Below are 15,867 nucleotides of genomic sequence, written 5' to 3' on the forward strand. Positions count from 1 at the left end.
AGAATAATACTCTATTATACTAAGGCTCTGAGCGCCAATAATGTTTCGAATAATTTAAATTTTCCAATATTTCAAATAACAAAAAGGCCACAAGAAGTGGCCTTTAATAAATAAGTTAACTAAAAATTAGGGACATTGCTCTCCTCTTCTTAAAGGTCTTGAAGTTTGACTTACTGTAATAGTTCTGGTAATGGAGCCTCCAGATACTGTTATGGTTGCGGTTCTTGGAGGTTCGCATGGTTGATTATAGAAAGATGTAGATACTGTAAAGCTTCCGTTATTAGAACCACTAGTAGGCGTTACTGATAACCAACTGGCATTTTCACTCACTGTCCAGGATAAATTAGAGCTCACATTAACCGTGGTAGCAGGTGAATTATAAGCACGATAAAGAGAAGATGTAGACACGGTAAGCTGAGGATCAGTAGGTGTGTCATTTCCCGGGTAAAGCTCATTTAAAGCGGTAATATCATAAGAGCTAAATTCACCAGTTTCATTGGCACTAAAGCAAGCTAACATGATTGAATTCATATCAACATTAGTGGTACCAGGTGTGCCAGGGATATTGATAGCTCCCACTCCGGCTGTACCTTCATTACCACCACTGCCACATGAAAGGGCTCTATTGAAATAGTCAGTATGACGGAAGCCAACACAGTGGCCTAATTCATGAGTTAAGACATGCTCTACCACATCAAGACCATAATTAGAGGTACCGCTCTGAATAATTACACTACCGTAAGGATTACCTCCTGTAGGGAAACCTGCCTGGCCACCTCCATTACCTGATACTCTGGATACCACTATATCATATGCGCCAGTGTTAGTACCAAAGCTTAAAGTAAAATCTATATTAAGGCCTAGTTCATTATAATTCTCAACTGCTAATTGCAATCCTGATCTCATGGTAGCATCTAGGTAAGAGGAAGAACTGCCAGAAGAAGAATAATAGCCCAACACACTGATAGTTCTAGGAGCAGCTACCAGGTTAGTAGTTCGGTATTGCTCAGTAATAGGTTTACCATTTCCATAATCTTCCAGCATCTCTCTTAGCTCTGCTGGCGATATTCTTATATCATTTTCAAGCACATACACGGGCTTAGACTTGCCTGTAGCTACATCATGAGTCAATTCAGATCGCATATCACTAGGATCAAGCCCTAATTCTTTAAACTGCTGCATTACCTCACCAGTAATAGCTAATGGCTCTTCATCCTGAAGGATCACCTCAGATTCATCATTACAAGAAAATAAAAAGAGAGTGAAAATTAGACATACCCCTAGCAGGGAAACTCGAAAGTTTTTCATTTTAATTTTGGGTTTAGGTTTATTTTTAATTGCTATTAATAAATATAGCAACCGTTTGCAAAAAGGCAATAACCTTAACCCTACGCCAATTCCATCCATGTAATATTTTATGTTTTTAAAAGCAAAATTACACTGATAATCTGACAGTTAATCATCAACTATTAATGAAGATCTGATGCCTGATGTAAGCAATTTTTAAGTGTACTCCGCTACACTGTAAAATGGCTATAAAAAAAGGTTGCATAGCAAATGAATCTGACCACTCAACTTGCAATGCAACCTCACAAAAAAAGCCGGGAACACCGGCTTTAATATATAAGAATGACTTATAATAATTATCTTCTTCTGTTACGGCCACCTCTGCCGCCACCGCCGCCTTTTCTTTGGCGTGATTTGCCACCTCCGTGTCCACCACCACGACGATCTCCTCCTTTTCCTTTTTTACCAGATCGGCCTTCTGCTGCATTCACACGAATCTCTCTGTCATCAAGCATCAGATCTTTAAAAGCTGCTTCAATACCAGAAGCTTCTTCTCTTTCTACTTCAAAGTAAGAGCGTCGGTCTTCCATGGTTATGTTACCAATAGCCTTTTTATTCAATCCTGAGTACTCCATTATAAAGTCTATCAGATCAGGAGCTCCAAAGCCATCAATTTTACCTATGTTAACAAAAAATCTCTTATACTTTCCTCCTGAGCTTCCTTTACCATCCAAGCTAACTGAATCAAGATCTGCAACATCAAAAGAAGGTTCTCTTATACCAAAACTATCTATTTCAATGGTAAGCAGTTTGTCAATCAGTTCTTCTTTGGTTAAATGCTCAAAAGATGCATAAATCTCGGCCTGATGGCTATTAATAGCTTCATAATCAGGTTTTACGTCGGTAATTCTTTTGGCCCAAGCCACTAGTTTTTGATTTTCTACAGCTACCGGACTAGGCAGAGTATATTCTGAAAAAGTAATATTTAACTTCTTCTGTAAAAACTTAAGCTTTCTTTGATCAGAACTACTTACTAAACTCAAAGAAATCCCTTTTTTACCTGCTCTACCTGTTCTACCACTTCTGTGAGTATAATATTCGGCATCATCAGGCAAGGCATAATGAATTACGTGGGTAATATCATTAACATCAATACCTCTGGCAGCCACATCTGTAGCAAGCAAAAACTCTAATGTATGATTCTTAAACCTCTTCATTACCTGGTCTCTTTGTGCCTGAGACATATCACCATGCAGTGCGTCTACTGGCAAACCACGTTTCTGAAGTTGTTCGCTTATGCTTTGTGTATCTCTTTTTGTTCTACAGAAAATAATGCCTCGCATATCGGGCTCTAACTGTATAATATACTGAAGTAAAGAAGGTTTATCTTTAGCTTTAACAGCAAAGTATTGGTGATCAATATTCTTATTCACCACATTACCTGAATCTATCTTTACCTCATTGGGATCATGCATGTATTTTTTTACAATGTCTCTGATCTCTTTAGCCATAGTAGCAGAAAAAAGCCAGGTAGCTTTCTCGCCTTCGGTATAAGAAAGGATATGATCCAAGTCTTCTCTAAAGCCCATGTTGAGCATCTCATCAGCTTCATCTAACACTACGTAGCGAACACCGGTAAGCTGTACTGCCTTTCTGTTTAACAGATCCAGTAATCGGCCAGGAGTAGCTATAAGTATCTGAGGAGACTGCTTCAAAGCACGTATTTGCCCCTGAATAGATGCACCACCATAAACGGTAGCTATCTTCACACCCTTCATGTACTTAGAAAACGACTCTAGCTGCTGACCAATTTGCTGACCCAGCTCTCGTGTAGGAGCTAATACCACAGCCTGAGTACCTTTATAAGTAGGATCTATAGACTCTAACAGTGGCAAACCAAAAGCCGCCGTTTTACCAGTACCGGTTTGAGCTAAACCAATAAAGTCTCTGTGAGATTCATTGATTAAAACAGGAATGGCTTGCTGCTGAATTTTGGTGGGCTCTTCAAAATTCATTTCTGTAAGCACTTTCAGTAAAGGATCTGAAAGTCCCAGATTAGAAAAATTTGTCAATGGATATTATTTTTAAATAAAAAGCAAAGGTACTGCTATTTAATGGATTTACTATAGATAAACCCTTTATTTCCAAGCTTTATTATAAAGCCGCTTAAAAACTCTCATTTGAGCCTTTTAACTACCTTTTGATTTTAATTTTCCTTTAATGTAATTCTAATGAATTCACCCAACGCTTTTAACTAGCTTTGTGCGAATTCGATTTTTGAAAGGTTTATGCTTTATAATTACTATACTATATGGCTCTAAAAACAAATGAAGGCACTGCCAGCTCAGAGCCTCATATACAGTTACAGTTGTTTATTTCATTCCTCAAAGTGGGCTTCTTTATGTTTGGTGGTGGTTATGCCATGATTCCATTGCTAGAGCAAGAACTCATTCATAAGAGAAAATGGATTTCTAATGATGATTTATTAGAGATCATATCATTCTCACAAATGACACCAGGCACTATAGCTATTAACGCAGCCACTTTTATTGGTAATCAGCAAGGAAGGGCCTGGGGTGGACTAGTAGCCTCATTTGGCATCATTTTCCCCTCATTGCTCATTATCAGTCTGGTATACCACTTGGCAGGCAGCCATTTTGACTTACCTTGGTTACAGAATGCTTTTTTAGGTATACGTGCTTGTCTCGTCGCCATGATTGGCAAATCATTCATCAAACTCTTTAAAACAGGCATTAAGGGTAATATATCGGTAGCTATATTCCTTCTGGCTCTTATTGGCCTTTTACTGGGGGCTCACCCAATACTTATTATTATTCTGGGAGCCATAGCCGGATTTATTGCTTTTAAAATCACTTTAAAATAGAATATCATGCTGCACGATTACCTCACCCTGATATGGGTATTTTTTAAGATCGGCCTTTTTAGTTTTGGTGGTGGCTTAGCCATGGTACCATTATTCATCATAGAGTTCGAAAAACAAGGGTGGATGAACAGCCATGAATTTTTGAATGTGCTATCTCTGGCGCAGGTCACTCCTGGCGCCATAGCTATGAACTCTGCCACTTACGTGGGAAACAAGGTACAAGGTGTAGGTGGCGGTATAATAGCGACCTTATCATTAGCCTCTCCTTCTATTATAGTAATGTTAGTACTTTCTAAAGTATTAGCCAGAGTAAAAAATCATCCCATTAAAGAAGCTATATTTAATGGATTGAAACCCGTGACTGTGGCTTTAATACTGTATGCTGGTTTTCAAATTGCTGAAACCACTTTTTTTAAAGGAGAAGGTTTCTCTATAGAATGGAAACCTATAGTCATATGTCTTGCCATAGCAGTGATACAGCACTTTTATACTAAGCTTAATCCCATATTTTTAATCATACTATCTGCCATAGTAGGAATGATTTTACTTTAGCACTTTAAGCTAAATAAATTACATAAAACTAAATATATTAGTAAATTAGTGCCATGCGAAGATCAGGCACAGCAGATTTACCCTTACATGGCGGCAAAGTCCCCTATTGGTTAGCCAAAAGAATGGCCGAGCTGGGGCAAACGATAGTAGAATCTATAGTAATAGAATACGGTAAAACTGAATTTCTGGCCAAAATAAGTGATCCGCTTTGGTTTCAATCTTTTGGCTGTGTGCTCGGTATGGACTGGCATTCATCAGGAATTACCACCTCAGTAATGGGTGCTTTAAAGAAAAGCCTTAACCCTATAGCCAATGACTTGGGCATCTACATCTGTGGAGGAAGAGGCAAGCATTCACGCCAAACGCCTGCCGAATTACTAGCTTTAGCTGATAAAACCGGGATTAATGGTACTGAACTGGTCCACCATAGTAAACTCAGTGCCAAGGTAGACAATACTGCTATTCAAGACGGCTTTCAGCTTTATTTACACTCTTTTATAGTAACCGATAAAGGTGAATGGGCGGTGGTGCAGCAGGGCATGAATAATACTAATGGCATGGCCAGGCGCTATCATTGGCATTCCAAAAATGTGAAATCATTCATAGAAGAGCCTCATACCGGCGTATGCGGAATTAACAAAGGCCTTATTCTCAACCTGACCTCAAAGAGCGCTGATAAAACCAGAAGCGGCATTTTAGAAATAGGCAAAGAAGATTCTTTCAAAATGATGCAAGAGGCACGTAAAATAATCATGCCTCGTCGGCATCATGTTAAAAAAGAAGATGTAAACCTTAAAAGACTAGGAAGCGTACTTGCACTTGCTAATGACCCTGCCATAAAGACCTTTGATGATATGCTTCTTATCAATGGTTTGGGGCCCCGAACATTACAATCATTAACCCTGGTTAGTGAAGTGATCCATGGCACCCCTTCACGCTTTCAGGACCCCGCCAGATTCTCCTTCGCTCATGGCGGAAAAGATGGTCATCCCTTCCCCGTTCCTACCCACATTTATGACGAAACTATCAGTACTTTAAAGCATGCTGTTGAAAAATCTAAAATTGGATACTCGGATAAACAACATGCGATAAAAAAACTTCACTTACTTGCTCAAAAGGCCGAAAACGATTTCGTGCCTGATGAAACGCGATTTGACAAAATAATTGAAAAAGAACGCCAGGAATCTTACAAATATGGAGGCAAAACGGTGTTCGGAAATTCACTACCACCTAGAGGTCAACTGGATTTGTTTCAGTAGATTTGCGGCTCCGCCGGAGGAAACAAATTTAAAATTAAATATAGAGGAGGATTCTTTATTTTTCACTATGAAAAATTAGAATTCTCATAAGCAGAAGAGGCTATGGTGGTATATCTTATCTCAGTTTTTATTTTCGGTTATTTACTTATCACTTTAGAGGAGGTCGTAAAAATAAACAAAACGGCTATCGCCCTATATATGGGTGTGGTTACGTGGGTTGTTTTTGTTTTAGGAAGCGATCATACTGAAGGAGTAAGTGAAAGCCTAACACTACAATTAGGTAGTGTATCAGAAATTCTATTTTTCCTTATGGGAGCAATGACTATCATTGAATTGATAGACATTCACCAGGGTTTTAATGTAATTACAAACAGAATTAAAACCTCTAACAGAAAAACATTACTATGGATGATTGTGGGCATTGCATTCTTTTTATCTGCATTGCTAGATAACCTTACATGTTCTATTGTAATGATTTCTTTGTTAAGAAAGCTCATAAAAAATAAGGAAGACATGAATATTTATGCAGGGGCGCTAATTATAGCAGCCAATGCAGGTGGTGCCTGGTCTCCTATTGGTGACGTAACCACTACTATGTTATGGATTGGTGGTCAGATCAGTTCTTTGGCCATTATGAAATCACTTTTTATACCTAGTGTGATCTGTACTATTGTGCCTACCTACATATTAAGTAGGTCATTAAAAGGTGAGTTAGACAGAAAACATAAAGATGAAGAAAAAGCCTTGCAAAAGGAAAAAGTTAAAGGTAGCTGGAGAATGCTTATTGGAGGTTTGCTAGCCTTAATCTTTGTGCCGATTTTCAAAGGAGTAACTCATTTGCCTCCTTATATGGGAATGTTATTAGGCCTTTCTTTAGTTTGGATACTTTCTGAGTTAATTCACTTCAAGAAAGATGAAGAAGAGAAAAAACCTTATTCAGCAGTACATGCATTAAGTAAAATAGATGCGCCTAGCGTATTGTTTTTCTTAGGTATACTAATGGCCGTAGGAGCTCTTGAGCATGCCGGCATACTTGAAAATCTGGCCGAATGGATGAACCATACTATCGGTAATATAGATGCAATAGTTTTCGTAATGGGTATCTTATCATCTATAGTAGATAACGTGCCATTAGTAGCGGCAACTATGGGTATGTATCCTATCTCTGAATTTCCTATGGATCATCAGTTATGGGAATTTACAGCATTCTGTGCTGGTACAGGTGGTAGCTTATTAATAGTAGGTTCTGCCGCTGGTGTAGCAGTAATGGGTATGGCCAAAATCAAATTTTTCTGGTATTTGAAAAAAATAACTCTTCCTGCCTTTATAGGTTATGTGGCAGGTGCAGCATATTACTTGCTAGAAGTTTTATATTTCTAAATACTAATAATATTATAAATCCCTTTCAAAGATCATGTAACCAGATTTTTGAAAGGGATTTTTGTTTACGCTTCATTCTTAATTATTCCCCGCCAAAGCTATTAACAAGCCCGCCATTTAGTGAGGAGAATGGACTCCTACCATATTTCCTTCACAGTCCATAATCAAAGCAAAATAGCCATTTTCTTCATCAATGAGTGTTTTGGGCATGAGCACTTCGCCTCCTGCTTTTTCCACTTTCCGCAAGACTACATTGAGATCCTCTCCACCGTTAAAGTAAACCAATACTCCCTTTGATGAAGGTTCGTATCCTTCTCCCTGAGTGATAACTCCAGACACAGCTTGCCCCTCGCTGGGAAACAGCCCCATAGGCATTCCCTGCATATCAATTACTTCAATATCAATATCTAGTATAGTTTGATAGAAAGCCACCGCCCTGTTAATATCTGTAGCCGGAATTTCAAAAATAGAGATTAAGCTTTTCATGTTATTAGGCGGTTGGTTTGTACTTCTAAGCCCTGTTGTTTCAACACTAGCTGAAGTAAATAAAGTAAAGCACAGCATGACAATGGTTGATTAAAAATCATTTGCAGCATAATAGTAGACTTGGTTATACTGCATAGATACCACACTTGCCTTTCTGGAAATTGTAAAAGTGCGACAGGAACCTAATCCTTTGAGTAGATAAGTGACGATAACATCATTTCAGCATCAGTAAAAAATTGCTTAGGATTAACCCCTGTGAAGTGCTTAAAATCCTTTATAAAATGAGCCTGATCATAATATTCGCTCTCATAAGCGATGGATGTCAGGTTTTCTTCTTGTCTCTCATGCATGAGCTTCAAAACAGCTTGCAGCCTGATAATTCTGCCCAACTGTTTAGGGCTAATACCTACCTGCTTTGAAAATTTTCGTTCTAAACTTCTTCTTTTTGAAGGTTCATCTTTTAGAATTGAGCTGATTGAAACACTACCTTTAGTAGCGTATAAAGCCTTTAGCGTAGACCCCACAATATGATCAATGGTGATAGGATTGATTAATTTCTGCAGCAAAAAATTCCCTATAATTTCTATTCTTGATTCAGTAGTGGGAGCTTCTATGATCCTATTTTCTAACTCCTTTGCCTCTTCTCCAAATAATTCCGTAATCGACGTTTCCTTATCTGCCAAAGTCTTAATAGGTCTGTCAATAAAATTAGCAAATCCGTAAGGATAAAACCGTACCGCGAATGTATTAACATATCCCGTAGGCTGTACAAAATAAGGGCGCGTAATTTGTCCAAAAACCATTGCCCTCGGTTGTATAATAAAGTCCTTATCTGTGGTGTACCTCTTTATATCATCTCCTAAAATAAAGCACATTTCTATGGTGCCATCAGGGATCACTCGCTGTTTGGGAGCGTCTAAGGCTTTAGGTACCTCCAGCACCCAGTAGCATCTAACTATAGCTTCTAAGTCAGGATGTGGTGGATAGGTTTCATAGTACATGGCTAATTACATTAAGTTATGAGAAATAACCACTCTTTTATACATCAAGATAGTGAATTTCATTCAAGCGATAACAGGCATATGCATGTAATTCAAGTGATCTGATCAGTTTGGGTTAATGTCCTCATTAAAAAGTATCATTTCTATAATGAATAATTAAGAAGGCGTAAAACGATATAAAGAAAGAGGTTGAGGTAACTTAAGCTCGATAATTTGCACCCAAATATTTAAGGATAAACCCACCACAAACAGTCTTTATTTAATATTATATCACATCAATTTAATTATAATTAAGCTTTCAGAGGTAATACAAATCCTGTATCTTAAATAACCTCTTTTATAAAAATTATGTTCTTTTGTGGTTTCATTTAATTTACTCATGAAAAATATGTCAAAAGGCTTTAGGCGTCCAGTTTTAATTGTACAATTTTCCATTCTGATTTATGCGCTTAGTGTATTGTTGGATTGGCATTTCGACCTAAACGTGCTACGTTCACCTTTTAACATTGCCATGAATCCTCTTACGGCTATTAATTTCGGCATATTGAGTATATGCATGATCCTAATAGTATATAGAAAGCCCTTATTTTTTAAGATACTTGGTGCAGTTGCGCTGCTAGAATTAATAATCTACTTTCTATGTGTACTCCGTATTCTGCCTTTTCAAATAGATCTTTTACTCTATCATAATAAACTAGAAATGGGAGGTCATCTGGAATTTAGACGGATGGCCTTAAACACAGCCTCTTCCTTCTTTCTATGCTTTATTTGCTTATTTCTACACACAAGTAAAAAGCCTCGAACTTACGCAGCTCAGATTATAGCCTTCGTCATTATCTGCCAAACTTTCTTCTTCATTTTTGGCTACTTTAATCAGGCTACAGAGTTTATGGGGTTGCTAGAGTTTTTCCCTATGGCTATCAATACTGCTTTGTCATTCTTCTTGTTTTGCCTTTCATTTTTGGCATTTACCTATAATACGGGCGTAATGATGGTCATTTCTTCACCCTACATGGGTTCCATATCTATTCGCCGAATACTACCTATCTCAATTCTGCTGATATTTACCCTTAGTTATATTGTTTCTAACTTATCAGAACTAAGTCATTGGTCTACCAATCTTTCAATTTCACTATTTTCATCGCTTTTTATCGTATTAATAACTCTCATGTTATGGAGAACCGGAGTCAGGCTCAATGCTAAAGACTTCTTAAACAAAAAGTACGAACAGCAGATCAACCGACTCACACGTCAGTTTGCTACCAGTATTAATAGCTTTGAGAATCTATATATCATAAATGTTGATGAGGCTATGCACATCAGCCATATGAGCCGTAATAGCCCGGATTTTCTACCTAAAAGCATTCATAATGGCATGCTAATTACTGACATTTTTCATAATCTCTCATTTGGAGATAGAATAATTAACTGTGTTAGTAAATGCCTAAACAAGGTAGATAAATTTGATTTTAATATTAAAAGTGATTTTAAAAACAAATTTTACAATGTAAGTTGTCGCTCTATCCATAACAACAATGAAATTATAGGCGTAGCCATTGCTATTACTGATGTAACAGAGCTGATTGAAGCACAAAACGATCTAAAAAAGAGCAATGCAGAGCTAGAAAAGTTTTCTTATTCCGTTGCTCACGATTTACGTTCTCCTTTGGGGATAATTAATGGTTATAGTCAAATACTCTTGACTGACTCCAATCTCCCTGAGCCCATGAAAACAAAATACCTTACTGCTATAAGTAATAACACCTCTAAAATGGAGTCGATTATCACTTCAATATTGCAGATATCACAACTTTCTCATACCAGCATTAATAAGGAATGGGTGGCAGTGGAAAACATAATTTATGATATTATAGATGAAGTAAGCTACCCCTATAAAGCTCAAAAACCAAAAATAACTACTGATAGGCTTTTAAACTTGTATGGAGATAAAGTACTCATTAGTCAGGTATTTAGTAACATTATTTCTAATGCGCTGAAATATTCATCAGGTAAGGAAGATATTAAGGTTTATATTCATGCTGATTCTCGTGACGACTTTACTACCTACCAAATATCAGATAATGGTATTGGTTTTGACCAAACTGACCTCAATCAGGCTCTAAAGCCATTTCAACGGTTAGAAAGTAAAGATAAATATGAAGGAATAGGCATTGGCCTGGCCATAGTATATAAAATAATAGAATTACATGGTGGTGAAGTATGGGCTGAGTCGCAGCCAGGAAAGGGATCTACATTCTTTTTCTCTTTGCCTAACATCTAATATGGTCAATATGACACAATAAAAGATTTTTAAATATATTCTTTATTATAATATTCATATATTTAAGGCCTGATCAATTGTTACTTTTGATATATCAGAAGTAAAAAACTGATAACATGAAAACCACCATTTTTCTATTTGTTTTGGTACAGTTCTGTGCCTGTAATCATAATCCTAAAGATCAGTTTTCAATACAAGGAAAAACCCATGCCCTTAAAGATGGCACCGTGCTTTACCTTGACAATGCTGACAGTCAGATTACTGATTTGCTCGATTCAGCTATAGTTATTAATAACACATTTACCTTTAACACACAATTACCAGACTTTCCGTATCACGCTGTTTTAAGAACCAAAGGCTATGAAAAATACCGATTTATATGGTTAGAAAATACTGCTATGGAGTTCGATGCAACCAATATGCCTTTTGAACGGGCCTTGGTATCTGGATCAGAAACCGAAGAAGTAGCCCAAAAATTACGCCTGACACTAGATACTTTGACCGAAGAAGAGCAAGAAATTGCGGAATTAGAGTTTGTAAAGTCACACCCTGAAAGCATTGTAAGTGCAGAGATATTGTATTTATATTATGGCACTTTTGATAAAGAAAAAACAGCAGCTTTATTTCAAAACTTTACAGATAAAAACAAAGCCTCAAAATATGGTAAGGTGATCAGCAATTTTTTAAAGCTGAACCAAAATCTACAATTAGGTGATAAATACGTTAATTTTGAAATGTCTAATGAGGAAGGAAATCTTAAGTCTCTAGCAGAATTAGAAGGAAAAACCATTTTATTAGACTTTTGGGCATCTTGGTGTGCGCCTTGCAGAAAAGAAAGTCCAGAATTACTAAAGGTATATAAGACTTTTCACCCAAAAGGATTTGAGATTTTTGCCGTTTCATTAGACGAAAACAAGAACCGCTGGATGGAGGCCATTCAAAATGATAGCCTTATATGGCTTCATGTTAATGATTTTAAAGGTCAGAGTAACCTGGCCTCTCTCATTTATGGTGTAGACGGCATTCCAGATAACTTCCTGATAGATAAAAACGGCACCATTGTAGGACGTGATTTACATGGAGACATTTTGAATGATAAACTCGAGTTATTATTATACAATAACAAAAGAGAAACAATCAACCAAGGCCCCCAATAATTTCATTATAGGTTCAGATATTGCAAGATAATTAACAACTCAAACCCCTCTGACAAAAGGCTGAAACTGCTATCATAGAAACAAAATTCACTTAATGCATAAACAGTAAATAACTGACCATATGTATACTACGAACTGAGCAAACCACGTTCATTATCTTGTATAACTCAGCACTATGCATTTTTTAGAAATTTCACATAATGAAACAACGCATTCCCTCCATACAGAATGCGCTTTTTAACCGCGACATACGGCAGGAAACTACATGAAAAAACTCAATGGAAATAGTTTTTAAGTCGCAATCAAATTAGTTAAATCTATTAAGCTATGCTAACAATCAGTAAAGTTGTAAACACTTTTAGCCATTAACTGCTTTATAAGTATAGCTTTTTGGAAAAAATAACTGAAGTTTATACCGATGATCAGAAAAACATTATTCAGAACACTCCTAATTTCCGCACTGTTTACCAGTTTAGCCTGCTCTGAAGATGAAAACAACGACGTGGACCCTGAGAACAAGATGGTGAAGGAAGAAGTGGGAAATACTGTTGCTGTAGAAAGCAATAACGTAGTTGCCATTCCTGATCCAATACTATCAGCAGCCATTAAAGAGGAACTTTCACTCGACTCTGCAAGTAAGATTACAGAGGATGCCATGCTTTCACTCACTGCACTTCACTTAGACGGCGCTACAGATCTTAAAGATCTTACCGGCCTAGAATATGCCACCAACCTCACCTACCTAAGTTTTGGGGAAAGCAGCGTTACTGATCTCAGCCCCATAGCTGAGCTTACGCAGATACAATATTTAAAATTTAACGACACATATATAAGCGATCTATCTCCCTTAGCTAGTTACAAATCGCTGACCTATCTAAATGCCAACACCGTTCCCTATATTACAGATATAAGTCCTATAGCTAACAATACTGGGTTACGAGAACTGATCATCAGAGAAGTGCCTATTGGCAATAAAGGTATGAACACCATTGCTCAATTCACCTCATTATATCGTGTTAATCTCAGAAATACGGGAGTAACCGATTTAAAGGTTCTGGCTAATTTAATGCAACAGGGCGCTCTGCTTGATAGTACGCCCGGCGCATGGAAAAACGGAGGTGCCGACCTTGACCTCCGAGGTCTTGATATAGATGATTGGTCACCAATAGCTCCTTACTTATCTGAAATTAGCAAAGTGGATGGTTATAATTGATTATAAGTTTCAATTATAAATTTGGTTTTATTACTTTCAAAATAAGATGCTTTTAGTAAAATGCTACCACACAGGATACAAACAAGACTAACCAAAAGCATTAATCTTAAAATTCCCTTAAAAGTTTATCACGTCTTTTTCATTCATACAATAAAGAAAACCTAAGTTATTGATTTTCGTAATTTTGTGTTAGGTTTAATACGCTCTTAATAAAGAGCATACCTTTTACGCCGATGAGAATACTGATAGTAGAAGATGAAACTGGCATTGCCACTTTTCTTAAGCAAGGTCTTGAAGAAGAAGCCTTTGCAGTAGACCTGGCAGAAGATGGAAAGTCAGGCCTGCAAATGGCTTTGAGTGATGAATACGACCTACTTTTGCTCGATTGGATGCTCCCCGGTCACAGCGGAATTGAGATTTGCACTCAGTTTAGAAAGGTAAACAGAGAAACACCAATAATATTTCTTACCGCTAAAGATACAGTAGATGAAACCGTGTTTGGTCTGCGTGCCGGAGCCAATGATTATATAAAAAAGCCTTTTAATTTTGAGGAGTTATTAGAACGAATAAAGGTACAACTAAGACCTAAATCAGGTAATCATTATTTGTTTACTTTAGGCAATATCACCTTAAACACAGATACCCATCAGGTACATAAAGATGAGCAGGAAATCAACCTCACACAGAAAGAATTTGCTCTACTCGAATACCTAATGCGCAACAAAGGAAAAGTATGCCGCAGAACCAGAATTATTGAAAGTGTGTGGGACATCCATTTTGATTACAACACAGGAGTGATTGATGTTTATATCAATGCTTTGCGCAAAAAGCTATTGTTAATGGATGATGATAATTATATTCAGACAGTAAGAGGTGTAGGCTATATTGCTAAGGAGCTATGAATCTAAGTTTCAAAAACAGAATTGCGCTTTATTACATGATTGCTACGGCATTGATCATGGCAATATTATTTGGTGCTATTTACTACTCAGTGTACCAAACCGTAATGAGAAACCTGGATAGCGACCTATCTTATGAAGCACACAAACATTATGGAGAAATCAAGGTGGCTGATGAAAGTATTCAGTTTATAAACAAGGCTGAGTGGGAAGAACGAGAGCATACTGAGGTGCAAGTCAATCCGGTTTTTATTCAGCTTACTGATGAGCACGGCACTATTATGGATCGATCTCCGAATCTCAAGGGAGGAACGCTTCCTTTTAATAAAACAGCTGTGGGAGGTCATTTTAATGCCACTCTCAACCATAGAGCGGTTCGTCAGGTACAATTACCAATTGAAGAAAATGGGGAAGTAAAAGGTTACATTTTAGCCGCACTGTCCTCAGAATCAGAACAATCCGTTATCCTAAATTTACGTAATGCACTTATTATCTGCTACCTGACAGTATTAGCAGGGCTATATTTCTTCTCTCGCTTTCTGGCAGGCAGAAGCATACGTCCTGTCAAAGAGGTTTCCAGTACTATTACTAAAATTACCAAACAAAACCTGAAAGAGCGTGTAGACCTTCCTCTTAACAAGGATGAGATTTATGATCTCTCAACTAATTTCAATGATCTGCTGAGTCGTATAGAAAATGCCATTGAAAAGGAAAAGCAATTTACTTCAGATGCCTCTCATGAGCTGCGCACACCACTTTCCACGCTGAGAGGCACGTTGGAGGTGCTAATAAGAAAACCGCGAACTCAAGCTGATTATGAAGAAAAGATCCGCTATAGTTTACAGGAAATAGATAGGATGACTGCCATACTGGAACAGCTATTGCTCCTGGCAAGATTAGATTCTAACCCACAAAAACAATCATTTATACAGCTTCCTGCTGTCATTACCGAATCTCTGGCTCGCTTTGACAAACAGATTAAAAGCAAAAATTTAACTATTCAATTTCATTTTGATGAAAGTAAAAAGCTCCTGACTCCAAATTATTACACCAGCCTAATCATAGACAATTTACTGAGTAATGCCATCAAATATTCACCTGATAATTCGGTTATACATATCCAGGCTCAGGAGATCGATAATAAGGTAATTTGTTCTATAAAAGACCATGGAATAGGCATAAAAGAGGCTGATCAGAGTAAAATCTTCCATAGCTTTTATCGCTCAGAGAGCCTTCAATACAAACACATCAAAGGTCATGGCTTGGGCTTATCTATAGTAAAAAAGTGTGCAGAAGCCATTAAAGCTGAACTGGCTGTAAACAGCATAATAGGCAAAGGCACCACCATAAGCATCAACTTCAATTAACAATTTCACAAAGAGATTTTAAATTTTAAGAGAATCTTAAGAAAAGCTTAAAAAAGGCTTAGGATACCTCCTTCTATCTTTGAGATGCATTTAGAAAAAGC

13 protein-coding genes are annotated in these 15,867 nt (G+C 37.3%); 9 read left to right on the forward strand and 4 right to left on the reverse strand.

Annotated features, from left to right (window positions below):
- Positions 1–126: 126 nt before the first annotated feature.
- A complete protein-coding gene (locus tag LVD15_RS22320) occupies positions 127–1,308 on the reverse strand; it encodes a M57 family metalloprotease (protein ID WP_233777410.1) in 1,182 nt (393 codons plus the stop codon).
- Positions 1,309–1,643: 335 nt separating this feature from the next.
- On the reverse strand, positions 1,644–3,359 hold the full coding sequence (locus LVD15_RS22325) for a DEAD/DEAH box helicase (protein WP_233777411.1): 1,716 nt from the start codon (positions 3,357–3,359) through the stop codon (positions 1,644–1,646).
- A gap of 239 nt (positions 3,360–3,598) precedes the next feature.
- Between LVD15_RS22325 and LVD15_RS22330 the strand changes: the two genes are divergently transcribed.
- The 4 genes from LVD15_RS22330 (at position 3,599) to nhaD (ending at position 7,362) form a co-directional block, all read left to right on the forward strand.
- Positions 3,599–4,171 carry a chromate transporter gene (locus LVD15_RS22330; RefSeq protein WP_233777412.1) on the forward strand — a complete coding sequence of 191 codons (573 nt, stop codon included), beginning with the start codon at positions 3,599–3,601 and terminating at the stop codon, positions 4,169–4,171.
- A gap of 6 nt (positions 4,172–4,177) precedes the next feature.
- Positions 4,178–4,723 (forward strand): chromate transporter, encoded by a 546-nt coding sequence (locus LVD15_RS22335; protein WP_233777413.1) that lies wholly within the window; start codon positions 4,178–4,180, stop codon positions 4,721–4,723.
- Between the two features lie 53 nt (positions 4,724–4,776).
- Positions 4,777–5,982 (forward strand): DUF763 domain-containing protein, encoded by a 1,206-nt coding sequence (locus LVD15_RS22340; RefSeq protein WP_233777414.1) that lies wholly within the window; start codon positions 4,777–4,779, stop codon positions 5,980–5,982.
- Positions 5,983–6,084: 102 nt separating this feature from the next.
- On the forward strand, positions 6,085–7,362 hold the full coding sequence (nhaD, locus tag LVD15_RS22345; RefSeq protein ID WP_233777415.1) for a sodium:proton antiporter NhaD: 1,278 nt from the start codon (positions 6,085–6,087) through the stop codon (positions 7,360–7,362).
- Between the two features lie 117 nt (positions 7,363–7,479).
- Here nhaD and LVD15_RS22350 read toward each other — a convergent pair whose 3' ends face one another.
- The gene (locus LVD15_RS22350) at positions 7,480–7,848 is read right to left on the reverse strand and encodes a VOC family protein (RefSeq protein ID WP_233777416.1); all 369 of its coding nucleotides are present in this window, start codon (positions 7,846–7,848) and stop codon (positions 7,480–7,482) included.
- 182 nt (positions 7,849–8,030) lie between these two features.
- Positions 8,031–8,849 (reverse strand): AraC family transcriptional regulator, encoded by an 819-nt coding sequence (locus LVD15_RS22355; protein WP_233777417.1) that lies wholly within the window; start codon positions 8,847–8,849, stop codon positions 8,031–8,033.
- A 556-nt stretch (positions 8,850–9,405) separates the two neighbouring features.
- Between LVD15_RS22355 and LVD15_RS22360 the strand changes: the two genes are divergently transcribed.
- The 5 genes from LVD15_RS22360 to LVD15_RS22380 all read left to right on the forward strand — a co-directional run bounded on the left by LVD15_RS22360 (position 9,406) and on the right by LVD15_RS22380 (position 15,766).
- Positions 9,406–11,130 (forward strand): sensor histidine kinase, encoded by a 1,725-nt coding sequence (locus LVD15_RS22360; protein ID WP_233777418.1) that lies wholly within the window; start codon positions 9,406–9,408, stop codon positions 11,128–11,130.
- A gap of 116 nt (positions 11,131–11,246) precedes the next feature.
- Positions 11,247–12,287 carry a TlpA disulfide reductase family protein gene (locus tag LVD15_RS22365; RefSeq protein ID WP_233777419.1) on the forward strand — a complete coding sequence of 347 codons (1,041 nt, stop codon included), beginning with the start codon at positions 11,247–11,249 and terminating at the stop codon, positions 12,285–12,287.
- A 418-nt stretch (positions 12,288–12,705) separates the two neighbouring features.
- Positions 12,706–13,500 (forward strand): leucine-rich repeat domain-containing protein, encoded by a 795-nt coding sequence (locus LVD15_RS22370; protein ID WP_233777420.1) that lies wholly within the window; start codon positions 12,706–12,708, stop codon positions 13,498–13,500.
- 233 nt (positions 13,501–13,733) lie between these two features.
- Entirely contained in the window at positions 13,734–14,402 is a 669-nt protein-coding gene (locus tag LVD15_RS22375) for a response regulator transcription factor (protein WP_233777421.1), read from the forward strand.
- 56 nt (positions 14,403–14,458) lie between these two features.
- Complete coding sequence (locus tag LVD15_RS22380) at positions 14,459–15,766, forward strand: sensor histidine kinase (protein WP_233777422.1); 1,308 nt, start codon at positions 14,459–14,461, stop codon at positions 15,764–15,766.
- Positions 15,767–15,867 lie beyond the last annotated feature (101 nt).

The organism is Fulvivirga maritima, assembly GCF_021389955.1.
Classification (GTDB): Bacteria; Bacteroidota; Bacteroidia; order Cytophagales; family Cyclobacteriaceae; genus Fulvivirga; species Fulvivirga maritima.